We start from the raw sequence: 23739 nt of genomic DNA on the forward strand, positions 1-23739 counted from the left end.
TGCGCCTGTCCCATACCGGACAGCGCGAAAGGACTAGGCCGGTGGCAGGAGCACGACATGCCACGCCCGTTGGGACACCTATCCGCAGGGGAATCGCAGGCGCCGTTGGCACCTGGCGCGGGTGTGCGCGTAGCCCTGTTGCAGCAGTTGCTCGACCAGCTGCTGATCGGCGTGATCCTGGTGGACGCGCAGGCCCAGCCCTCCTTTCTCAACCACCAGGCCCACGACCTGCTGGCGCGACGTGACGGCCTGCTGGTGGGCCCTGCCGGCCTGAAGGCGGCCAGCGCGGCGGACACGCGGCGGCTGCGGCACGCCATCGCCCTGACCGCCGCATCCGTGCGCAGCGACGGGCGTCCGACCCGGCCCCATTACCTGGCTCTGCGGCGCCGCTCCCGTCGTGCCGCGCCCTGGCTGCTGCGTTTGTCGCCCCTGCCGGGCCCGCCGCCGGAAGTGGTGGTGCTCGTCACAACCCCTGAACATCTACGGCCGTTGCCGCCAGAAGCGCTGGCGGTGGCGTTCGGCCTGACCCCGCGTGAGGCGGCCCTGGCCGGCATGCTGGCCGATGGTCACGAGCTGCGCGACTGCGCCCGCCTGTTGGCCATGGCCGAGGGCACGGCGCGCAACCACCTCAAGCATGTCTTTGAAAAAACCGTCCAGCACAGCCAGGCCACTCTGGTCGCAGCACTGTGCCGGATGGCTGTTCCCTGCCGGTGAGCGCAGCCCGGCCCAACAGCGGCCTGAGCTTACGCTGACCATCCCGGCCCATTTCGATTGAGACAAAAGCCCCGCATGGTTAAGCTTCCAATGCTTTTCGGCCTCGTGTGAGGCAGCCACGGGGATCGTTTTGAGCGCCAGTACGAGTCTGTTTTCATATTCCAAGTACCTCGCGTTGCGCTCGAGCGGCCGCCAGGCGGCAGTGCGTGGCGCAGCGCCTGCCTGGCTGGCAGGTCAAGCCGCGCGCTGCCGCCTGGCGGCCGCTCGAGCGCAACCCTTCGGGCCGGGTCTGTTTGCCCCCAGGGCCGCGTCATCACTCAGTCGTGTATCGACATACACTCCTTCGTTCTTCCTCGCCCTGCGGGCAAACAGCTCCCGGCGCGAGGCACTTGGAATATGAAAACAGACTCGACCAACCACGACAGCAAGCACCCCCTGCTCGCAGCCATATTGCTTGCCCTGATCGTGGCGGCCATGAACATCGGCCTCTGGTGGTGGAGCAACCTGCCGCACGGCCCGGAAAACTGGAATGGCCCGATCGGTGGCTTTGCCCTGTCCGCTTTCCAGCGCTACCAGAATCCGCTGAAGAACGATTTCCCGTCGGACGAGGAGATCGACAGCGACCTGAAGCTGCTCAAGCGCTACACATCGCGCATCCGCACGTATTCGACGCTGCAGAATCCACAGGTCTATCGCCTGGCGGAGAAGGACGGCCTGCAGGTCATGGCCGGCGCGTGGATCGACCGGCGCCTGGACAACAACGAAAACGAAGTCGAGACGCTGATCGCGCAGGCGCGTCGCTATCCCAACTCGATCAACCGCGTGGTCGTGGGCAACGAGGTGTTGTTCCGCAACGATATTCCGCCGGAACAGCTGATGGCGTATGCCGACCGCGTGCGCGCGGCGATCCATCAGCCGGTGACCATCGCCGAGCCATGGCACATCTGGGCCAAGTATCCGGAGCTGGCTGAACACGTCGACTTCATTACCGTGCATCTGTTCCCGTACTGGAACGGCATTGCAGCGGTCAACAGCTCAAGTAACAGCAAGGATCCGCTGGATCGCTTTCCCGCGGTTCAAGACGCGCTCGGCAGCTATGAAGCGCTCAAGAAGATGTTCCCGAACAAGCCGATCGTGATCGGCGAAATCGGCTGGCCGTCCAATGGCGACCGCTACAAGTACGCTGACCCGTCGGTGTCCAACGAAGCAATCTTCCTGCGCACCTGGTTCAACGAAGCGAAGAAACGCAACATCGACTACTACGTGATGGAAGCGTTCGACCAGCCGTGGAAGGAAGCGCTGTCGGGCCGCACCGAAGCGTACTGGGGCATGTTCAACGCCGACCGCCAGCCCAAGTTCCCGTTCACCGGCCCGGTGACCGAGGACACCGCGTGGCCATGGAAGGCGCTCGGCGCCAGCCTGCTCGCGCTGATTCCGATGATCTGGTTCGCCAGTCGCTACAGCCGCTTCAAGCTCACCGGCCGGTTCTTCTTCTGCGCGCTGATCCAGCTGGCCTGCGGCCTGGTCACCTGGTCGGCCACGCTGCCGTTCAATTTCTATCTGAGCTGGATCGACTGGACCATGCTGGTGCTGTTGTTCCCGGCCCAGATCGCGATCCTCGCCATCCTGCTGATCAACGGCTTTGAGTTCACCGAAGTGCTGTGGCGCCGCGGCTGGGTGCGTCATGCGGGATTGCTGCCGCCCGATCCGGTGGAGAAGCAGCCGTTCGTGTCGATCCACCTGGCCTGCTACAACGAGCCGCCGGAAATGGTGTTCGTCACGCTCGATTCGCTGGCCGAGCTCAAATACGAGAACTACGAAGTCCTGGTGATCGACAACAACACCAAGGACCCGGCGATCTGGAAGCCGGTGCAGGAATACTGCGAAAAGCTCGGCAGCAAGTTCCGCTTCTTCCATCTGGAACCGTGGCCGGGCTTCAAGGCCGGCGCGCTGAATTTCGGCCTGAAGGAAACCGATCCTCGTGCAGACGTGGTGGCAGTGATCGATGCCGACTACGTGGTGCGCGAAGACTGGCTCTCCTCGCTCACCGGTTACTTCCACGATCCCAAGGTGGCCGTGGTGCAGTGCCCGCAGGCGCATCGCGACTATGAGCACAACCGCTTCCGCCGCATGACCGCGTGGGAATACGACGGCTTCTTCCGCATCGGCATGCACCATCGCAACGAGCGCAACGCCATCATCCAGCACGGCACCATGACCATGGTGCGCCGCTCGGCGCTGGAAGGCACCGGCGGCTGGTCCGAATGGACCATCTGCGAAGACGCGGAGCTTGGCTTGCGCCTGATGCATGCCGGCTACGAGCTGGTCTACGTCGACGAACTGATGGGCAAGGGCCTCACCCCGGCGGACTTCAAGGCGTACAAGAGCCAGCGTTACCGCTGGGCTTTCGGCGCCATGCAGATCCTCAAGGGCCGCTGGAACTGGATGACCCAGAAGGGTCCGCTCAGCGCGGGCCAGCGCTTCCACTTCCTGACCGGCTGGTTCAGCTGGTTTGCCGATGCGCTGCACCTGATCTTCACCATGATGGCGATCTTCTGGACCGCGGGCATGGTGGCCTTCCCCACCATCTTCAACTTGCCGATGCAGTTGTTCCTGATCCCGGTGATCGGCTTCTTCTTTGCCAAGGCGATCTTCGGCATCGTGCTGTACCGCGTGCGCGTACCCTGCAGCTGGTACGACACCTTGATGGCGTCGCTGGCCAGCATGAGCCTGTCGCACGCGATCGCGCGCGGCATCCTGCATGGCCTGACGCGGGAGAAGACCTCGTTCGTGGTGACGGCCAAGAGCCGCCGCCTGGGCGGCAGCAATTTCGCCGCGTTTGCGCCGGTGCGCGAGGAATTCCTCATGGCCATCGCGCTGGTCGGCTGTATCGTCGGCATGGGCATGCGCTTTGGCACGCACTACGTCGAAGGCACGTTGTGGATGTTCATCCTCGCGGCACAGGCGATTCCGTACGTATCGGCGGTGATTGGCGCGTGGATTGCGCACAAGGCGGGCGACAAGGCGGGTTGATCTACCCGACTGTCGCCCGGTGCGCAGCTGGCTCACGAATGGAATGCGGGTATGTCGACGATACGTTGGTTCGAAACGCAAACGGCATGGATTGACGCGGCTCAACGCGCGCAGGCCGATATCGCGCGTGAAGTCGGGCTGCTGGGCGAACAGCGTTCGTATCCGGGTTATTGCATCGCCTGCGACGGCCAGACCACCTTCCGTCTCGACGCTGCGCGTGCAACCCATCCCAACCTGCGGGAAAACCTGTGCTGCGTCCGCTGCCGCCTGAATACCCGGCAGCGCCTGATGCTTGCGGCCATGCTCGCCGACGGCGGCAAGCAAGGCCATGCCGGCGCCCAGGGTGCGTTGCTCGAGAAGACCACGCGACTGTATGCGCAGTCCCACGCGCGCATGCCTTGGCTGCGTGGATCGGAGTTTCTCGGCGAAGATCGCCAATCAGGCCGTCACTACTGGTGGTCCACTCGCTGGTGGCGATGGCGCTATACACGGCACGAATCGATCACCTCGCTTTCCTATGGGGACGCTACGCTGGACTTCCTGGCGCATAGCGATGTGCTGGAGCATGTCTACGACACCGCGGCGGCGCTGCGCGAGTCGGCTCGCGTGCTGAAGCCCGGCGGCGTCATGCTGTTCACGGTTCCGTTTTTCATCGGCAACGCCCGGTCGATACTCCGCGGTCGCCCGAATGCATCCGGTGACATCGAGCACCTGCAGCCGCCGGAGTACCATGGCGACGGACTCAACCGCGGTGGCATCTACACTTTCCACAACTTCGGGTGGGACATCCTCGATCAGATTCGCGACGCCGGCTTCAGCCGTGCGGAAGCTGGGTTCTGTTACGCCCCGCGCGAAGGATTCCATGTCGATGATGCGAGTTCGGCCGAATCGTGGAGGATGCTGCCGAATATTCTCAAAGCTACTCGATAGCAAGGTTCTTGATTCATCGCAGACATTCCAGCTGCTAGATAATCACGGCAAGTCTGCCCTCCAATAACGGATGGGGTGGCGAGGACGGATCCGGAAGCATGCATATAGTCCAACGCCTTGCCGCGCTACTTCTATGCATACCGATGCTGGCGCACGCAGGTGTCCAGCTGGTGGTGGATGGCGTGGACGATCCGTTGAAGCTGGCGGTGAGTTCGGGCGTCGATCTTTCGCAGTACGCCAATCGCGACGTGACCGAGGCGCAGGTGCGCCGCCTGTACGAACAGTCGCTGGACCAGGCCAAGACGGCCTTGGAGCCGTATGGCTACTACGAGGCCAAGGTGCAGGGGCAACTCGATCCGGTGGGCACCGACTGGCGCGTGACGCTGCATGTCACCCCCGGATCGCCCGTCACCGTCACCGAGGTGGATCTCAAACTCGACGCCACGGCATCGAAAATCCCGGCGATTCGACGGGCGCAACGCGCCATCGAAAACCTCAAGGGCCAGACGCTGAACCATGGCGAGTATGACTCCGCTCGCGATGCGCTGAGCGGCGCGCTCACCGCCAACGGCTTCCTCGATGCGCGCCTGACCACGCATCGGGTGGACGTCAATCGCGCTGAGCGCAGCGCCGTCGTCCATCTCGCCTGGGAGGCGGGCCAGCGCTACAAGTTTGGCGACGTCCATTTCGAAGGCTCGCAGTTCAAGGAGGGCTTCCTGCAGCGCTACGTGCCCTTCAAGTCAGGCGAATATTTTGCGCAGGACAAGCTGTTGCAGCTGCAGCAGGCGCTCAACGGCGCGGATTATTTCTCGGTCGTGAACGTGCTGCCCGACGTGGACGACAAGAAAAACGGCGTGGTCGATGTGAAGGTGGAACTCTCGCCGGCCAAGCGCACGGTCTACACCGGCGGTCCCTTCATCGGCACGGATACGGGCTTTGGCGTGCGCGCAGGCATGGAGCGGCGCTGGGTGAACGCCAGCGGCCACAAGTGGAAGAACGAGCTGATCCTCGCGCAGAAACTCAAGACGCTGTCGACGTTGTACACGGTGCCCCTGCCCGGCCCCAACCAGCGCAGCTTCAACTACGGCGCCACCTACCGCGACTCCAATACCGACACGTCCAAATCCAAGACGCTGGAACTGGTGGCCAACGAGACGCGCGAGTGGCATGGATGGGTGCGCACCATCGGCATTCATGCGCTGGATGGCACCTTCACCGTGGGCCAGAAACCCGGCGAAGCGGACAACGTGGAGGGGCTGGAACACGGCCAGAGCAACCTGTTTTATCCGGAGGTGTCGCTGTCGCGCAAATCGGGCGACAACCCGATCTTTGTGCGCAATGGCTGGTCGCTGGTGTTGACGGCACGCTCCACGGTGGGTTCGCTGCTCTCCGACGCGAGCTTCAGCCAGGTCACGGCCGACGGCAAATGGATTACCTCGTTCTGGGGCAACAACCGCTTCATCGTGCGCGGTTCGGCCGGCGCCACCTGGACCAATAATTTCGACGACTTGCCGCCGCAGCTGCGTTTCTTCGCGGGCGGCGACCGTTCGGTGCGCGGCTACAGCTATCAGAGCATCGGCCCCAAGAATTCGTTTGGCCGCGTGATCGGTGGCGAGAACCTGCTGGTCGGCAGCACCGAGGTGGAGCACTACTTCACGCGCCAATGGGGCATGGCTGCGTTCGTCGATGCGGGCAACGCATTCACCGGCACGGATTATCGCCCCAAGATCGGCGCAGGCCTGGGCGTACGCTGGCTCTCCCCGGTGGGTATGATCCGGGTGGACCTGGGTACACCGGTGCACAACCCGGATGAGCACGGCGTGGAGCTGCACGTCGTGATCGGCCCGGATCTGTGAGCAGCGATGTGATGACTGAGACGACAGCCTCCGCTCCCGCGCCTCGCCCACGCCGCCACTGGCTGCGCTGGACGCTGCTGTCCGTGCTCGCGTTGGTGCTGGTGCTGCTTGCATTCATCGCATGGGTAATCGGTACGGCGCCGGGCCTGCGTTTTGCCTTGGCGCGTGCGGAAGGCTTCACGGATGGCCAGCTCACTGTGCAATCGGCACAGGGCCGTCTCGTCGGGCCGCTTGATCTGGTGGGCTTGCGTTATGCCGATGGCAAAGGGCTCGACGTCAAGGTCGCCAAGGCGCACCTGGATCTGCGCGTGCCTGCTCTCTCCCGCAAACGGCTGCATGTGCTCGATCTCGACGCCGACGGTGTCGAGGTGGCGCTGCCTCCCAGTGAACCCCAATCGCCCGAGAGCCAGAGCAGCTCATGGTGGAAGCCGCCATTCGATATGCTGCTCGATCGTGCGCACGTCGGCTCAGTGAAGATCACGCAGGCGGGACAACCGTTGTTCGCCTCTGATTCGCTCGACGTCGCGGGCAGCTGGACCGGCAGTCGCGGCATCGAACTTCGCCAGCTCATGCTGCGCGCGCCCGAAGGCCATGCGGATCTCACCGGCCGCCTGGTGGTGGGCAGCAAATACCAGGGCGACAGCAAGGCGAGCTTTGCCTGGACCGTGAGCGGCACCGAATATGCCGGTGAACTGATCGCAAGCGGCGACGGCAAGCAGGCGCACGCCGATCTGCAACTCACGCAGCCCACGGCTGTGCGATTTCAATTGGCGCTGGCGCAAGGCGGCGACTATGCATGGACGGCGACGCTAGATGCGCCGCGCTTCGATCCCAAGCCTTTGCTCGGCGAGAGCTCGCTCACCGGCTTCGCCGTAGCGCTCACCGGCAAGGGCGACCGCCGCAGCGGCACGCTCACCGGCCAACTGGGCCTCAACGACTACCAGCTGCACTTGCAGCCGCTGACCGCGCGCTTCAGCGACGATTTCAACACCTTGACGATTGAACAGCTGGGCATCACCTCGCCGCAGTTCAAGGGTGGCGTCGGTGTGCATGGCGTCGCGCAGCTGGCGGCCAAACCACTGGCAGCCGACCTCACCGTCGAGTGGAAGGACGTGGTGCTGCCCGAGCAGATGGCCGGCCAGACACTGCTGAGCCATGGCAGCCTCACGGCCAAGGGCACTACCGAACAATTCCACGCGGAAAGCACCCTGGCCATCGGCCCGGCAGGCAAGCTGGCCGATGTCACACTCGTGCTCGACGGCACGCCGCAACTCATCAACCTGCATGCGCTCACGGTCAAACAGCCGCAAGGCGATCTGCAGGCCAAGGGGACGCTGAATCTGCAACCGACGTTCGGCTGGCAGATGGAAGCGATCGCCCACCGTTTCGACCCGGGTCATGTGCTGGCGAAATGGAACGGCTCGCTGGATTTCGACATCGCCTCGCAAGGCACGCTGCCGCAGGACCATCCCGACGTCACACTCGAGATCAAGAAATTCGATGGTCGCCTGCGCGATCGCACCGTGCACGGCGACGGCAAGCTGCACCTGCCGCCCGAAGGCGTGATCGACGGCCAGCTGCATCTGATCTCCGGCGGCAGCGATGCGCGGATCGACGCGAAGCCGGGCAACACCAACGACATCACGATCAAGCTGGCGGTCGCCTCGCTGGGCGATTGGCTGCCCGAGTCTGCCGGACGTCTCCAGGGCACCATCCAAGTGCGCGGCAAGCATCCCAGGCTCGCGGTCGAAGCCAATCTGCAAGGCAGCGCACTCAGTTATGCGGGCCAGCAGGTCAACGCGTTGCGGCTGGTCGCCAACGTGCCCGACATCAGTCATCCCGGCGGCAAGCTCGATCTGCAGACCAGTGGCGTGAACGCCGGCGGCCTCGCCTTCACCCAAGTCAACGTGCGCGGCGATGGCACGGCCGAACGCCACAGCCTCACGCTCACCGCGCATGGCTCGCCGCTGTCGACGGATCTGGCGCTAAGTGGCAGCCTCAGGGGCTCGGCATGGAATGGCACGCTTTCCACGCTCAATGTGGATTTTGCCGGCCTGCCGCCGTGGCGACTGCAGCAGTCGACGCAGCTCTCCTATAACGATGGTGCGCTCAATCTTTCCGAGCTTTGCCTCACCGCAGGCGAACCTCTGCTGTGTGCCGCCGCCAAACAGGACAAGGCCGGCAATCTCGATGCGAGCTATCGACTGCACGGTCTGCCCATCGCGCTGATCATGAGCGCGGTGAGCACCAGCAAGCAGCCCATGCGCGTGGAAGGCACACTCGAGGGCAGCGGCAGTCTGCGCCGCAATACAGCGGGCGCCCTGACGGGCAACGCGTCGATTACTTCGCCGCGCGGCTCCGTGGCCTATGCCGATCGCGCCGACCAGCCGCTGGTGACCTACGACAACCTCGCGCTTAACGCGCAGCTCAGCCCCTCGAGCCAACAGCTGGTGTTGCATGCGGGCCTGACCAACAACGGACGCATCGACGGCCAGGTGAATATCACGGGTGCGCAGCAATCGCTCGGTGGCCATGTCGGCATCCATGTGAGCAATCTCAAGCTGCTGGAAATCTTCACCACCGAGGTCGTCAATCCCAAGGGCGCGATGAATGGCGACTTCAATCTCGCAGGCACGCTGGCGCAGTCGGCCATCAGCGGACAGGCCAACCTCACCGACTTCTCCGCGGAAATTCCCGGCATGGGCCTCAAGCTCAACCAGGGACGCATCGCCATCGGCACGACGGATGCGCGACATTTCCGCATCGACGGCACGCTGCATTCGGGCGACGGCAGCGTCGTGCTCGCAGGCACGGCGGCACTGGGCGCCGATGCGCAGAGCGTGCTGTCGGTAAAGGGCAGCAACTTCAAGGCAGTCGACCTCCCCGCCGCCAAGGTGGCGATATCACCCGATCTGGCCGTGCGCCACGACGACAAAGGTCTGGACATCACCGGCAGCGTGACGCTGGACAGCGCCGACGTGAATCTCGACAAATTACCCGGCGCGGGAGCCACCAAAGCGTCGCCCGACGTGGTCGTGGTGGACGAGAAGCAGCAGGAGCAAACGGCAAGCCAGATGCCGATATCCGCCACCGTCACCGTGAACCTGGGCAAAAAGGCCCACCTCGTCGGCATGGGCCTCGATGGCACTTTGCGCGGCCAGCTCGTGGTCAGCGAACGACCCGGCCGCGCCACCACCGGCCAGGGTCAGATCGACGTGGCAGGCACCTATAAGGCCTACGGCCAGAACCTGCAGATCGCCCGCGGTCAGCTGCTGTTTGCGAGCACGCCCATCGATAACCCGGGCCTCAATATCCGCGCCGTCCGCAAGCTCAATCCCAACGCCACCATCGACGACGGCCAGCAGGTGGGCCTCAACATCGCGGGCACTGCGCAACGACCCGTGCTCACGGTGTTCTCGCAGCCGCCGATGGAACAGTCCGACGCCCTCTCCTACCTGATCACCGGCAAGCCGCTGTCCCAGGTGAAGGGTGGTGAAGGCAATATGGTGGGGGCGGCGGCGCAAGCGCTGGGCTCGGCCACGGGCAACCTGCTGGCCAAGAGCATCGGCTCGCGCCTGGGCGTGGACGACATCGGCGTCAGCAGCAATGACGCACTCAACGGCGGGTCTGCATTTACCGTGGGCAAGTACCTCTCGCCGCGCCTCTACATCAGTTATGGCGTGGGCTTGTTCGACCCCGGCCAGGTCATCACGTTGCGCTACCACTTCAACAGCCGCTGGAATTTCGAAGCGCAAACCGCGACTGACTTCAATCGCGCCTCCCTGAACTACCGCATCGAGCGCTGACACCCACTTGCAGGAGCACACCCCTGCGCGACCGCGGCGTAGTGATGTGCATGGTCGCGCACGCGTGCGCTCCTGCAAGGAGGCGACGCGCCCTGCCCCTAGCCCAAAAGTCATGCCCCCAACAGGGAGATGACGGACTATCGTTACCGTTTTCCCGCTCAGGAGACCGCTCATGCGCCAGCTTCGTTGGATTTTCACGGCCGCAGCGATGGCCACCACCTGCGCCATGGCGGCCACCGCCACCCCGCCGGCGCCGGCTCATGCCGCCGCTCGCAGCGCCAGCGGCATCGACCTGGCCGGCATCGACCACGGCGTGCAGCCGGGCAACGATTTCGATAACTACGCCAATGGCAACTGGAAGAAGACCGCTGAGATTCCGGCGGATCGCTCCAGCACCGGCAACTTCCCGGAAGTGTTCCAGAAGACCGAGAAGCGCAATGCCGAGCTGATCCAGGCGGCAGGCAAGGGCAATCCGGCTGCGGGCAGCAACACGCGCAAGATCGCCGATTACTACGCTGCGTTCATGGACGAGGCCGGCATCGAGAAGCGCGGTCTCCAACCGCTGCAGCCCGAGCTGCATCAGATCGACGCGATCCAAAGCAAGGCCGATCTCGCCCGCGTGCTGGGCGATGGCCTGCGCGCCGACGTGGATCCGGTGAACGCCACCAATTTCCAGACGGAGCACTTGTTCGGTCTGTTCGTATCGCACGGCCTGCAGGACGCCACGCGCAATATCCCGTATCTGCTGCAAGGCGGCCTTGGCATGCCTACGCGCGACTACTACCTGTCCGACGACAAGGCGATGGTGGAAACGCGCGGCAAATATCAGGCGTATATCGCTGCGCTGCTGAAGCAGGCAAACATCGCCGATGCCGACGCAAAGGCCAAGGCCATCCTCGAGCTGGAAACCAAGATCGCCAAGGCGCAGGTCGACATGGTCGACAGCCAGGACATCCACAAGGCCAATAACCCGTGGGCGATGGACGCGTTCGCCAGGAACGCGCCGGGCCTGGATTGGAATGCTTATTTCAAGGCTGCGGGCCTGGATCAGCAGAAGACCGTCGACGTGTGGCAGGTGCCGGCCATCAAGGCGCTTTCCGCGCTGACGGCCAGCGAGCCGTTGCAGACCTGGAAGGACTACCTGACCTTCCACGCGCTCAACCAAAGCGCCTCGTTGCTGCCCAAGGCGTATGCCGACCTCAGCTTCGGCTTCTACGGCCAGACCCTGTCCGGCACGCCCCAGCAACGCGATCGCTGGAAGCGCGGCGTGGCCAGCACCAATGTCGCGCTCGGCGATGCGGTCGGCCAGATTTACGTGAAGGAGTATTTCCCGGCCTCGTCCAAGCAGCAGGTCGAGCAGATGGTGAAGAACATCCTCGCCGCGTTCAACGAGCGCGTGGATCATCTGGACTGGATGACGCCGGCGACGCGCGAGAAAGCCAAAGCCAAGATCGCCAGCATCCGCGTGAGCGTGGGCTATCCGGAACATTGGCGTGACTACAGCAAGCTCGATATTCGTGCCGACGACGCGCTGGGCAACAAGCAGCGCGCCGAGAAATACGAGTACGAACATCAAGTCGCCAAGCTGGGCCAGCCGGTGGATCGCGGCGAGTGGTGGATGACCCCGCAGATGGTCAACGCGGTCAACCTGCCGCTGCAGAATGCATTGAATTTCCCGGCCGCGATACTCGAAGCGCCGTTCTTCGATCCGAAGGTCGACGCCGCCGCCAACTATGGCTCCATCGGCGCCGTGATCGGTCACGAGATCAGCCACAGCTTCGACAACCTTGGCGCCGAGTTCGATGCGCAGGGCAACCTCGCCAACTGGTGGACGCCGGAAGATCAGGCGCACTTCAAGGCTGCAGGCCAGAAACTTGTCGAGCAGTACAACGCGTATGAAGCGCTGCCGGGCCTGCACATCAATGGCCAGCAAACGTTGGGCGAAAACATCGCGGACGTGTCCGGACTTACGATTGCCTACGTGGCGTATCACAAGTCGCTCGGCGGCAAGCCCGCGCCCGTGGTTGACGGCCTTACCGGTGACCAGCGCTTCTTCCTGGCCTTTGCCCAGACCTGGCGCGAGAAGATCCGCGATGCCGCGATGCGCCAGCGAGTGATCGGCAACGAACATGCGCCGGGCCGCTTCCGTGCGCAGGTCGTGCGCAATCTGGACGGCTGGTACGACGCGTTCCAGCCCAAGCCGGGCGAAACGCTGTACCTGGCGCCGGCCGATCGGGTGAAGATCTGGTAACGCGCCTGCTGGGATAAAAACCTGGGCCACGTCTTGCGAAAGACGTGGCCTTTTCGTTCAAGCCACCCGCGCAGCCGCGCTGCGTGGGGTAAGCAAACCCAGCACGATGGCTACGATAAACAGCGCCGGCACGTCACCCAGCAGATGCCCCATATGCATGGGATGCATGAACGACTGCGCCGCCATGATCGCGCCGTGCACGACGCTGGACCACACGGCGAACCAGATCAGGCTGAGATTGGCCAAGGGATCTCGGGCCGCGCGTATCAGGAACACACCGAGCGTCGCGTAGACGCCCACGATCATCAGCGGGTAGTCGGAATAACCCTCGTGCCACACCCAGCCCGAAGGCCACAGTTGCATCAGCGGATAGATGAGCAGGAAGACGACGCCCAGCAAGACCAGGACGATGCGAAGAAGCTTGAGACGTTGCAAGTCGCTCACGGCTCACCTCAGCTGCTTTTGGCGAGGGAGGCAGTCTATGCCCGGGCGCCGGCTGGTGATGTCGGACGAACGGTCTAGATCTTCGCGTAGGGTCGGTGCGCGGGATGCTTCGGCAAGGCTAGTCGCGGTCAGAGCGTTCGCGTCATGAACACGCTGAAGGAATCGTCCACGTAATCACCGAACGGGCCACAGAGCGTGAAGCCAAAACGCGCATACAACTGTCGTGCCGGCTCGAACGCGGCGGGCGAACCCGTTTCCAGGCTCAAGCGGCGATAGCCACGGCGCGAGGCCTCCTCGAGGATGTGCCTGAGCACACATGCCGCCACGCCCTTGCGACGATGGCGCCTGGACGTGCGCATGGATTTGATTTCGGCATGCTCGTCGTCAAGCCTGCGGATGGCACCGCAACCTACCAGCTCAGCTCCTTCCCACACGGTCCAGAAGGTGATCTGTGGCGCGCGCAGCCTGTCCAGGTCGAGCGCATGGATGCTTTCGGGTGGCGACCACTTCGCCATGTCGTCGAGGTGTTCCTGCAGCAATGCGCCGATCTCCGGGCCACGCAGGTCATCGATGCGGATATCGAACGTCATCGCCAGGGCTTCCTCAGTGAATACCCAGACCTTCGATGCCGATGATGTCATGGGCAACGAAACCGGCCATCTCGGCAAAGTGTCGACCTCGGTCGGCGTAATCGTGGAACTGGTCGAAGCTGGGTGCGCCAGGAGAAAGCAGGATGGTACCGCCGTCAGGCGTCACTGCCCGGGCGCGCTGGACCGCGTCTGGCAGACCTGGCGCTTCTTCCACGGCGATACCTGCTTCACGCAACGCCTGCGCAATACGCGGGCCGTTGGCGCCCTGGGCGACAATGGCGTGCGGTGCACGCGTTCTCGCAGCGACGACAAAATCACTCCAGTCCAGGCCACGATCATGGCCACCCACGATGACCGTCACGGCGCGGCCTTCCAGACTGCTCAACGCCGCGAGCGTGGCCTGGGGCGTGGTGCTGATGGAATCGTTGACCCACTGGAAACCGTCGTGCTCACCCAGCGGTTGCAAGCGATGTGGCAAGGGCCTGAACGTTGCGAGTGAGGGCGCGGCCTTGAGTGCATCAAAACCCATGAGCTCCAGCGCAGCGAGCGCGGCGCAGGCGTTGAGCGCATTGTGTTCGCCGGGTGCGCGCAGGTTGGCGATCTCAAACACCGGTTCGGCACCGTGGCGAATGAAGCCACCGGCGACATGCCACCCTTGCGCGTCGCCAAACACGATGCGGTGCGGATGTTGCGCCGTGCGCTCCAACAGCGATGGCTGCGTGGCGTTGACCAGCAGCTGTTTCGACACGCCGGCAAGCTTGAGCTTGTCTTCGATGTAGCGCTCGCGTGAGCCATGCCAGTCGAGGTGTTCCTCGTAAAGGCTGGTGATGACGCCGAGCTCGACCGGCCCTGCTTCCCCGGTCTGAAAACTGGAAAGCTCGATGGCCCAGAGCTCGGCTGACTCATCGAGCAGTTCGAGCAACGGCATGCCGATGTTGCCGGCCAGTGCCGTGCGCACGCCAAGACTGCGGGCAAGATGCGCGAGCAAAGCGGTGGTGGTGCTTTTGCCCTTGGTGCCGGTGACGGCAACAACGCGTGCCGTGGGCATTTCGGCAAACCACAGGGCCGTACCCGACGTCACGCGGATGCCCGCCTCACGGGCGGCCAGCAGCGCCGGCTTGTAGGCCGAAATGCCCGGCGACTTCACCACCACGTCGAACCTGGCGAGCGCCGTGGCATCCGGTTCCTGCCCGTGCACCGTGAGCGTGGCATCGAACGCCTTGGCCGCGGTGATTTCCGCATCGCTGCAGAACAGCGTGAGCGCAAGCTCGGGCAAACGCGCACGAATGGCTGCGATGGCCGCCTTGCCCTCCCGTCCGAAGCCCCAGATCGCCACTCGCTTGCTGGCAAGATCGGCGATGCGCAGCGGCGGCAAGGTGGTCACGCGAAGAACGCCAACGCCGGCAGGAGACGCTGGGGAATGCGCTGTTCGCCGGACGGCTGCAGCCAGGGTTCCAGCGCCAGTTCGCTCACGTCGAGCTGCGGCAGGATTTCGCGGATGAAACGTGCGACCAGGGCGTCTTCCTGCCATTCCGAACGCTGGCTCAACGCCAGCATCGCTGCGCGTGCTTCCGCACCCTCGCCCACGCACTCGAACGGCTTGTGGTCCTGGTATTCCAGCAGCGCATCGAAACCCGGCGCGAGGTTTTCATCGTCCAGCAGATTGCGCCCGAAGATGGACAGCAGACGCGGCTTGGGCAGGAACGGCGCCAGCGCCAGGAACACGAAGTGGCACTTCGGACACTGACCGCACCAGCGATCCGCCGGTTTGGGGCCGAGGATCTTGAAGTTGCGGTTGCAGCTGGAAAACACGTCGAAATAGGGCGTGAGCTTGGCGAACGCGCGCGTCACCGCCAGCTCGGAATACGGCCGCAGCAGCGAGCAATAGTCGAGATCGGCCGCCACGTGCTGGTGCAGCCAGTCGCCGAGCAACTGCTCGAACGCATAGCCCTTGCTCCACTGGTGATTCACCTGCTGGCCGTCGTACTCCAGCGTGGCAGCCGAGGCGGAGCGCTCATTGGCAAACGCGATGCTGTCGAAGCCATAGAGGATGGCCGCCACGGCGAGGATCGCGGAGTTCACCGCCGTCACCGGGATATGGCCGTTCCACGCACCCAGGCGATTGAGTTCGAACAGGCCCGGCGCGAGTTCGCGCTGGATGTTGAGCATGGGCAGGCCGGTGCGTTCGGCGCACGCGGCGATCAAGGGCGAATTGCCGACCCATACGGCCGTGGCGTCACCACCGATGGATTTGATCGCTTCCACGGCAACAAGTGAGTCTTTGCCGCCGCCTATCGGCACCAGGGTGCGATGCGGCAGGCCCAGCGCCTTGGCTTCCGGCTGCTTCGCGCCGCCGCGGGGGAAGTTGATGCGACCACGCAGGTCCAACCCATTGCGATAGGCAAACTCGGCCAGTCCATGCAGATAAAGCGCGTCGAGCAGGTCCGCCGTGCTGTCGTCCAGCGGGCCACCCGCGACCTCGATGCGCGGCGGCACGCCAGCCTTGTAGTAGCTGACGCCCGCGATGAGATGCAGCATCTTCAGCGCCTGCCCGAAGGCGGCCTGATGGTTCGCGGGAATGGCTGGCGCATTCGGGAAGCGCACGCGCTCGACCAGTTCGTCGCCGTGATCGAACGCATACACCAGCTCGGCTACGCCGTCGGCATAGCTGCAGCGCACGTAGCGGAATATCTGGGTCAGGCGAGGATTGATGTTGGTGGTCACGCCTCAGTCTCCATTGCATGCTCCCTCGCCCCTCCGGGGAGAGGGTTGGGGTGAGGGGCCGGGGCTGGCCAAAGCCTCGAGAATGACCTCAAGCACGCTTTCAGTGTTCGTCAGTACTTCATTGTTCCAGAAACGCAGCACGCGGTAGCCCTCTTCCCCAAGCTTTCGTGTTCGCGCTTCGTCATAAATCAGCTGATCGCCATGTTGGCCGCCGTCGAGCTCCACGATCAGGCCCGCATCCGGACAGACAAAATCAACGACGTATAGCCCGATCTCGTTCTGGTGGCGGAATTTCCAGCCTTGCAGGCGGCGATTTCGCAGGTGATACCAGAGCAACTGCTCGGCGTCTGTCTGACCGACGCGCAGGCTGCGTGCTCTATCTACGTTTAAACGCTTCATCCGTGAGCGTCCGTGATTGGAAAGTTACCGCGAGCACCCGCCCCTCACCCCAGCCCTCTCCCCGGAGGGGAGAGGGCGAAGTGTGGGACCGAGGGTTACTCGAGGATGATCTCCTCCGCCTCATCCCGCAGGTTATACGGCGAGGACATCACCTTGCCGTACGCACCCGCCTGCGCCACCAGCACCACGTCGCCTTCCTGCGGCTCGGGCAGGCGGCGGTCGGTGCCGAGTACGTCGCCGCTCTCGCAGATCGGGCCGACCACCTGGAACAAGGCCGTGGCCGGCTCGTCCAGCCGCGTGAGGTTGACGATCTCGTGCCAGGCCTCGTACAGCGCCGGACGGATCAGGCTGTTCATGCCGGTATCGACACCGAGATAACGGATCTGGCCATGGCCCTTGCCCTTGGTCTGGGTGACCTTGGTGATCAGCACGCCCGCGTCGGCCACGAGGTAGCGACCCGGCTCCATCCACAGTTTGTAATGTGGATAAGCGGCCTTTACGTCGCGCAGCACCTTGTCGAGCGCGGCGATATCCAAGCGCGCCTCTCCCGGATGGGACGGCACGCCAAGGCCGCCGCCGATATCCAGGAAGGTGACGCTGCCGATGCGCTCGGCCAGGCTCGCCAGCTGGCCGTACACCTCGCCCCAATGGCCATCGTCGAGGATGCCCGAGCCCAGATGCGCATGCAGGCCGCGCACGATGGCACCATGCGTATCGGCAAGACGAAGGAACGCATCGAGCTGCTCCACCGGCAAACCGAACTTGCTGCCACTGCCGCCCGTGCGCACTTTCTCGTGATGACCCAGGCCGCGGCCCAGATCAAGACGCAGCACCACTTCGCGACCGCGGAAAAGCTCGCCCCAGTTTTCCAGCTGATAGAGCGAGTCCAGCGACAGCGTGGCGCGCGTGGTGAGCGCCCACTCGTAGTCTTCGCGCGGCGCGAAGTTGGGCGTGAACAGCAGCGGCGCCGTTTCCGGCACCACCGCCATCACCGCCTTCAATTCGCCCGGTGACACGCATTCGAAGCCGAAACCCTCTTCGCCAAGCGCCTTCAGAATGGTCGGATGCGTATTGGCTTTGACCGCGTAATGCAGGCGATCCACCGCACCCAGCGTCTTCAGCTCGCGCGCCTGCTGGCGCACCGTCGGCAAGTGGTAGACGTAGCGCGGCGTCGCGCCCGCACCGATCTTGAGCAGCTCAGCGCGACGCTCCTCGCGCCACCACGAAGCCGCCGGCGGCAACACGTCGCCCGTGCCATACAACGCCTGCCAGCTCGGGCCGAACAAGGCACTGTCGTCGGTACGCAAGGCGCCCGCGGTGATCAGCAGTTCGTGCAGATGCGGCAGCAATTCGTCGACGACGTTTTCATCCACCACAAAGGTGAGATTCAAGTTGTTGGACGACTGCGAAATCATATGCACGCGCAGCTGACCAAACTCCGCCAGCACGCTGGACAGCGTATGCAGCATCGAACGCATGCCGCGACCCACCAGGGTAATCGCCGCGCACGGCGCAATCACCTTCACACGGCAGACCTTGGCCAGGTCGCTGGCTAGGGCGGCGAGCGCATCGGAATCGAGCAGATTTTCCGTAGGGTCCAGCGACACGGTGACGTTGGTCTCGGCCGAGCCAATCATGTCCACCGACAGACCGTGCTGCTTGAACTGCGCGAACACGTCGGCAAGAAAGCCGACCTGCTGCCACATGCCGACCGACTCCATCGACACCAGGGTGATGCCTTTGCGTGCGCTGATAGCCTTGACGCTGGGTGCATGCTCGCGCACCTCGGGGCCGATCAAGGTGCCTTCCAGTTCCGGGCGATTGGTGTCCTTGATCAGCAAAGGCACGCGCGGCTCGCGCAACGGCGACAGGCAGCGCGGATGCAGCACCTTGGCGCCGGTGGAAGCGATTTCCTGGGCTTCTTCGTAATCCAGGCGCTGCAACAGGCGCGCGCTGGGAACCTGGCGCGGATTGGCGGTGAACATGCCGGCCACGTCGGTCCAGATTTCCACCCGCTGCGCTTTCAGCAGCGCGCCAAAGTACGACGCCGAGGTATCGGAACCACCGCGACCAAGCAGCACCGTGCGGCCCTGCGCCTCGCGCGCGATGAAACCTTGCGTGATGAACACCTCGCCCAGCTCGGCCAGACGCGCATTGAGCGCCGGATCGGGACGCGTTTCCACCATCGCCGAGAGCAGTTTGGTGCGCTCGTTCTGGTTGGGCAGCGCAATGGCGGCAAGGCAATCGCGCGCGTCGACCCATTGCGTGTCCAGACCGCTATGGCTGAGAAACGCCGAGCCCAGCGCGCTGGACATCAGCTCGCCATGCGCCTGCACGCGTGCCGACCAGGCCAGCTCGCCCAGCAGCGACGGGCCGTCTTCGGCCAGCTGCGCCAGTTCGGCGAGTCGGGCGCCGAGGGTGTCCGGAACCGCCAGCTGCATGTGATCGAGCAGGTCGTAGTGACGCTGTGCGATCGCCTTGGCAGCCTCGATGCGTTTGCCCTTGTCTTCCTGTGCGCACAGTTGTTTGAGTGCGTCGGTGATGCCGGAGAGTGCCGAAACGACAACCAGCACACGTGCGCCTTCGGCGCGACGGCTGGCTACCAGCTCCAGAATATTCTGCCAGCGCGGCAGGGTGGCGACACTGGTGCCGCCAAACTTCATCACGATCCAGGGAGCGTCGTTGGTGAGCGACGCGGGGCTTTGCGGGTTCACGGTTACCTTCGGTGGTGGTGGGGAAGACAATCTGGTGAGTGTTGCGCCGCAGCAGGAGGAATGCAACCTCAGAGCGGCGTAGCCATTTGGATGGCTAAATGTCGGAGGGTGTGACGTGACGGGCGCTCACTCCCTCTCCCCTCCGGGGAGAGGGTTGGGGTGAGGGGCCAATCTAGCCTCAGTTTCTAACGAAACGAAAGCTCGCCTTAGATATGTTCGGGCAAGCACCCGCCCCTCATCCCGGCCTTCTCCCCGACGGGGAGAAGGAGAAGTGTGGTGTTACGCAACGACCACGGGAATCTTGCCAATCCGCTCCTGCCATTCCTTCGGGCCCGTCTGATGCACGGACGTACCAGCGGAATCCACGGCCACGGTCACCGGCATGTCCTCAACGGTGAACTCGTAGATCGCTTCCATACCCAGGTCAGCGAAGCCGACCACGCGCGATGCCTTGATCGCCTTGGACACCAGATAAGCGGCGCCGCCCACGGCCATCAAATACACCGACTGGTGCTGCTTGATCGCCTCGATCGCAGCCGGGCCACGCTCGGCCTTGCCGACCATGCCCAAGAGTCCGGTCTGGGCCAGCACCTGCTCAGTGAACTTGTCCATGCGCGTGGCGGTGGTCGGGCCGGCCGGGCCCACCACTTCGTCGCGCACCGGATCGACCGGGCCCACGTAGTAAATGAATCGATTCTTGAAATCGACCGGCAGCGGCTCGCCCTTGTTGAGCATGTCGACCATGCGCTTGTGCGCGGCGTCGCGGCCGGTCAGCAGCTTGCCGTTGAGCAGCAGCACTTCGCCCGGCTTCCAGCTGGCAACTTCTTCGCGGGTGACCGTATCCAGATTCACGCGGCGACCCTTGCTGGAGTCGTAGGTGAGCTTGGGCCAGTCTTCCAGCGACGGCGGATCGAGCGCGACCGGGCCCGAGCCATCCAGGGTGAAATGCGCATGGCGCGTGGCGGCGCAGTTGGGGATCAACGCCACCGGCAGGTTTGCCGCGTGGGTCGGGTAATCCTTGATCTTGATATCGAGCACGGTGGTCAGACCACCCAGGCCCTGCGCACCGATGCCCAGCGCATTGACCTTCTCGTACAGCTCCACGCGCAGTTCCTCGATGCGGTTCTGCGGGCCGCGCGCGATCAGCTCCTGGATGTCGATGTGTTCCATCAACGATTCCTTCGCCAGCAACATCGCCTTCTCGGCGGTGCCGCCGATGCCGATGCCCAGCATGCCCGGCGGGCACCAGCCGGCGCCCATGGTCGGCACGGTCTTGAGCACCCAGTCCACGATGGAATCGGAGGGATTGAGCATGGCGAACTTGGACTTGGCCTCGGAACCGCCGCCCTTGGCCGCCACGATCACCTCGACGGTGTCGCCCGGCACGATGGAGACGTTGATCACCGCCGGCGTGTTGTCCTTGGTGTTGCTGCGCTTGCCGGCCGGATCGGCCAGCACGCTGGCGCGCAGCTTGTTGTCCGGATCGTTATAGGCGCGGCGCACGCCCTCGTTCACCATGTCGTCAAGCGACATCGTGGCGTCCCAGCGCACATTCATGCCCACTTTCAGAAACACCGTGACGATGCCGGTGTCCTGGCACAGCGGGCGATGGCCTTCGGCGGCCATGCGCGAGTTGATCAGGATCTGCGCCATCGCGTCTTTGGCGGCCGGCGACTCTTCGCGCTCATAGGCAGCGGCGAGGTTCTTGATGTAGTCGACGGGGTGGTAGTAGCTGATGTACTGCAGGGCGTCGGCGACGGACTGGATCAAATCGTCTTGCTTGATGGTGGTCATGGCGGCTGCTTCGACTCCGGGGGATCAGGGCGCCGAAAACAGGGATGTCCGCGACGCACAACCCTTCTATTGTGCCGCAAATGGCTCCTGGGCTTGAAAAATACCCGCAAGCCGTTCTTTTTCCGGTCAAATGCTCGGCCAAAGGGCCAGCCGACTAGGCCATAGGTTGTAGGCGCAATAACTTGCGGTCGCAAATCAAGCAACTGCCTCGTTGTCGAAATTTATTACGCACCGGCGTTCACTTCCAGGATGCCCTGGTCAGCGCTAGCTTCGCCGCACCAGCGCGAGTGTCACTCCAGGGGGCGGGCTGGGATTTTGGGGAAAGCGATTACGTCCGTTTTACGGCCTCGCTGAAGGGCGCGGCGGCGCGCAGGGGCGTCGTCGATGCGCAGCGTCGGCTGTATCTACCCTGGAGAAACAACATGCTCTCGACGTTGCATCGCAAGTCGCTCGCGGTCTCTCTCGGCCTTCTGCTCTTCGGTGGCGCTACTTCGGTAGCGATGGCTGCCGGCAGTTCGTCACCGGCCGATCTCGGCCCAAGCAACACCAGCCAGAAAGTGAACGTTACGCTCGTACTGGGCCTTCGAAACCAGGCGGCGCTGGAGAGTCTGGTTTACAGCACGGTGACCCAGGGTAACCCCTCGTACCACCGCTTCCTCACCACCGATCAGTTTGCCGACCGCTTCGGCGCCTCGGCCAGCGACATCGCCAAGGTGCAGGCGTTCGTCAAGCAGCAGGGGCTCACGCAAGTGGAACTGCTGCCCAATCATCTCGCCATCAAGGTGAGCGGCACGGTCGGCCAATTCAATAAAGCCTTCCAGACGTCCATCCACGATTACCAGAGCGCGGATGGCACGACCTTCCATCGGCCGAGCAATCAACCCACCCTGCCCTCGTCGCTATCGGGCACGCTGATTGTTGCATCGGGCCTGAGCACCGAGGCACGTTATCGCTCGCATCGCGTATCGGCCTTCGAGCCCGTCGCGCCCGCTTCGGCATCGACGATGAGCCCGGCGGCCAGAACCGCTGCGGCGGCGCCTGCTGCGCCGCCCTGCACCGGCAATCCCACCGCCACCTGCACGCCCGGTGAGTTCACCGTGGGCGATGTAGCCAATCGCTACAACATCAATCCGCTCTACAAGGCGGGCGTTAACGGCAAGGGCTCGACCATCGGCATCGCCACGCTGGCGGATTTCCTGCCGGCCGACGCCTATAGCTACTGGAGCGCCATCGGCTTGTCGGTCAAGCCCAACCGCATCACCCAGGTGCATGTGGACGGCGGCGGACCGCTGAGCGGCCCGGCCGGTTCCGGCGAAACGTCGCTTGACGTAGAGCAATCCGGCGGCCTCGCACCGTGGGCAGACATCATCGTCTATGACGCGCCCAATACCGACGCCGGTTTCTTCGACGTGTTCAATCAGGCGGTGTCCGACAACAAGGTCGACAGTCTGTCGGTAAGCTGGGGTTCGCCGGAAATCCTCTATTTCCCGCAGACCGAAGGCGGCGTGGATTTCACTGATGAGCTGCGCGCCTTCCATCAGGTGTTTCTGGAAGCCGCGGTGCAAGGCATCTCGATGTTCGCCACCTCGGGCGACTCCGGCGCCTATGACACCGTACGCGGCTTTGGCGGATCGCTGACCGATCCGGTACCGCCGCCGCTGACGGCGGACGCCCCGGGATCCGATCCGTTCATCACCACCGCGGGCGGCACCACGGTGCCCTTCAGTTACAGCTTCCGCGGCGGTCCGGTCGAATCGATCACCAAGGAAGGTGTCTGGGGCTGGGACTACATCCAGACCTATTTCAAGAAGAACCTGGGCCTCAACGTTGCCGTGTTCTCGGTGGGCGGTGGTGGCGGCGTGAGCGTGTTCTGGCCGGTGCCGCTGTACCAGGCGTTCACGCCCGGGATCAAGAAGAGCGAGAAAAACCAGCGCTGGCTGTTCCCTGAGTTCGGCATCGATTACACGCTGCCGGCCAACTACAAGGGCCGCAATGAGCCGGACATCTCGCTCAACGCCGACCCGGAAACCGGCTACAGCCTGGTCTCCTCGCTGGATGGCCCGGGCCTGCTCACCGGCTCAGGCGGCACCAGCTTCGTCGCACCGCAGCTCAACGGCATCAGCGCGCTGCTCAAGCAGGCCACGCGCGGTCGCCAGGGCTTGTGGAACCCGCAGATTTATCCGCTGCAGAACATCTTCGGCTACGGCGCTTTCTCGCCGTTCAACGACATCAAGTCCGGAGACAACTGGTTCTACAAGGGCGTGGGCGGGTATGAACCCGGTGCCGGCATCGGCACGCTCAACGTGACCAACCTGGCGCTGTTCATGACGGTGTTCTAAGCACCAGCGCCTGATCGTCGACGAAGGGCCGGCCTGTGCCGGCCCTTCTCTTTACTGCCCAGCCGGCCTGTGCCGGCCCTACTCTTTTGCCGGCCCGACGGACGTCGAGGGCTTGCCGATACCGGCCCCAGTTGCGATGCTCGCT

14 protein-coding genes are annotated in these 23739 nt (G+C 63.9%); 7 read left to right on the plus strand and 7 right to left on the minus strand.

The features are described 5' to 3' along the window. Positions 1-57: 57 nt before the first annotated feature. The 6 genes from AC1DE1_RS13070 to AC1DE1_RS13095 all read left to right on the plus strand — a co-directional run bounded on the left by AC1DE1_RS13070 (position 58) and on the right by AC1DE1_RS13095 (position 12590). Entirely contained in the window at positions 58-714 is a 657-nt protein-coding gene (locus AC1DE1_RS13070) for a helix-turn-helix transcriptional regulator (protein WP_477176228.1), read from the plus strand. 396 nt (positions 715-1110) lie between these two features. Continuing rightward, positions 1111-3747 carry a glycosyltransferase family 2 protein gene (locus AC1DE1_RS13075; RefSeq protein WP_477176229.1) on the plus strand — a complete coding sequence of 879 codons (2637 nt, stop codon included), beginning with the start codon at positions 1111-1113 and terminating at the stop codon, positions 3745-3747. A 51-nt stretch (positions 3748-3798) separates the two neighbouring features. Then, positions 3799-4677 carry a methyltransferase domain-containing protein gene (locus AC1DE1_RS13080; protein ID WP_477176230.1) on the plus strand — a complete coding sequence of 293 codons (879 nt, stop codon included), beginning with the start codon at positions 3799-3801 and terminating at the stop codon, positions 4675-4677. Between the two features lie 98 nt (positions 4678-4775). Further along, positions 4776-6533 (plus strand): autotransporter assembly complex protein TamA, encoded by a 1758-nt coding sequence (locus AC1DE1_RS13085; RefSeq protein ID WP_477176231.1) that lies wholly within the window; start codon positions 4776-4778, stop codon positions 6531-6533. An 11-nt stretch (positions 6534-6544) separates the two neighbouring features. Further along, positions 6545-10339, plus strand: a complete 3795-nt coding sequence (locus tag AC1DE1_RS13090; RefSeq protein ID WP_477179109.1) for a translocation/assembly module TamB domain-containing protein — start codon at positions 6545-6547, stop codon at positions 10337-10339. 172 nt (positions 10340-10511) lie between these two features. Continuing rightward, the gene (locus AC1DE1_RS13095) at positions 10512-12590 is read left to right on the plus strand and encodes a M13 family metallopeptidase (RefSeq protein WP_477176233.1); all 2079 of its coding nucleotides are present in this window, start codon (positions 10512-10514) and stop codon (positions 12588-12590) included. Between the two features lie 57 nt (positions 12591-12647). On the opposite strand, the gene AC1DE1_RS13100 is transcribed toward AC1DE1_RS13095, so the two are convergent. From AC1DE1_RS13100 to AC1DE1_RS13130, 7 genes are all read right to left on the minus strand, one after another. After that, on the minus strand, positions 12648-13034 hold the full coding sequence (locus tag AC1DE1_RS13100; protein WP_477176234.1) for a DUF6632 domain-containing protein: 387 nt from the start codon (positions 13032-13034) through the stop codon (positions 12648-12650). A 128-nt stretch (positions 13035-13162) separates the two neighbouring features. Continuing rightward, on the minus strand, positions 13163-13675 hold the full coding sequence (locus AC1DE1_RS13105) for a GNAT family N-acetyltransferase (RefSeq protein WP_477176235.1): 513 nt from the start codon (positions 13673-13675) through the stop codon (positions 13163-13165). Continuing rightward, a complete protein-coding gene (gene murD / locus AC1DE1_RS13110) occupies positions 13638-14990 on the minus strand; it encodes a UDP-N-acetylmuramoyl-L-alanine--D-glutamate ligase (protein ID WP_477176300.1) in 1353 nt (450 codons plus the stop codon). Before murD ends, AC1DE1_RS13105 begins: the two co-directional genes overlap by 38 nt. 14 nt (positions 14991-15004) lie before the next feature. Then, positions 15005-16348: a UDP-N-acetyl-alpha-D-muramoyl-L-alanyl-L-glutamate epimerase gene (gene murL, locus AC1DE1_RS13115; RefSeq protein WP_477176236.1), complete on the minus strand. Its 1344-nt coding sequence runs from the start codon at positions 16346-16348 to the stop codon at positions 15005-15007. 3 nt (positions 16349-16351) lie between these two features. After that, positions 16352-16747: an endonuclease domain-containing protein gene (locus tag AC1DE1_RS13120; protein ID WP_477176237.1), complete on the minus strand. Its 396-nt coding sequence runs from the start codon at positions 16745-16747 to the stop codon at positions 16352-16354. A gap of 95 nt (positions 16748-16842) precedes the next feature. Continuing rightward, the gene (locus tag AC1DE1_RS13125) at positions 16843-19461 is read right to left on the minus strand and encodes a bifunctional aspartate kinase/diaminopimelate decarboxylase (RefSeq protein ID WP_477176238.1); all 2619 of its coding nucleotides are present in this window, start codon (positions 19459-19461) and stop codon (positions 16843-16845) included. Between the two features lie 279 nt (positions 19462-19740). After that, complete coding sequence (locus AC1DE1_RS13130) at positions 19741-21255, minus strand: fumarate hydratase (RefSeq protein WP_477176239.1); 1515 nt, start codon at positions 21253-21255, stop codon at positions 19741-19743. Positions 21256-21677: 422 nt separating this feature from the next. On the opposite strand from AC1DE1_RS13130, the gene AC1DE1_RS13135 reads away from it, so the two are divergent. Next, positions 21678-23594 carry a S53 family peptidase gene (locus AC1DE1_RS13135; protein ID WP_441603087.1) on the plus strand — a complete coding sequence of 639 codons (1917 nt, stop codon included), beginning with the start codon at positions 21678-21680 and terminating at the stop codon, positions 23592-23594. The last annotated feature ends 145 nt before the right edge of the window (positions 23595-23739 follow it).

Source organism: Dyella sp. 05T440 (genome assembly GCF_056395965.1).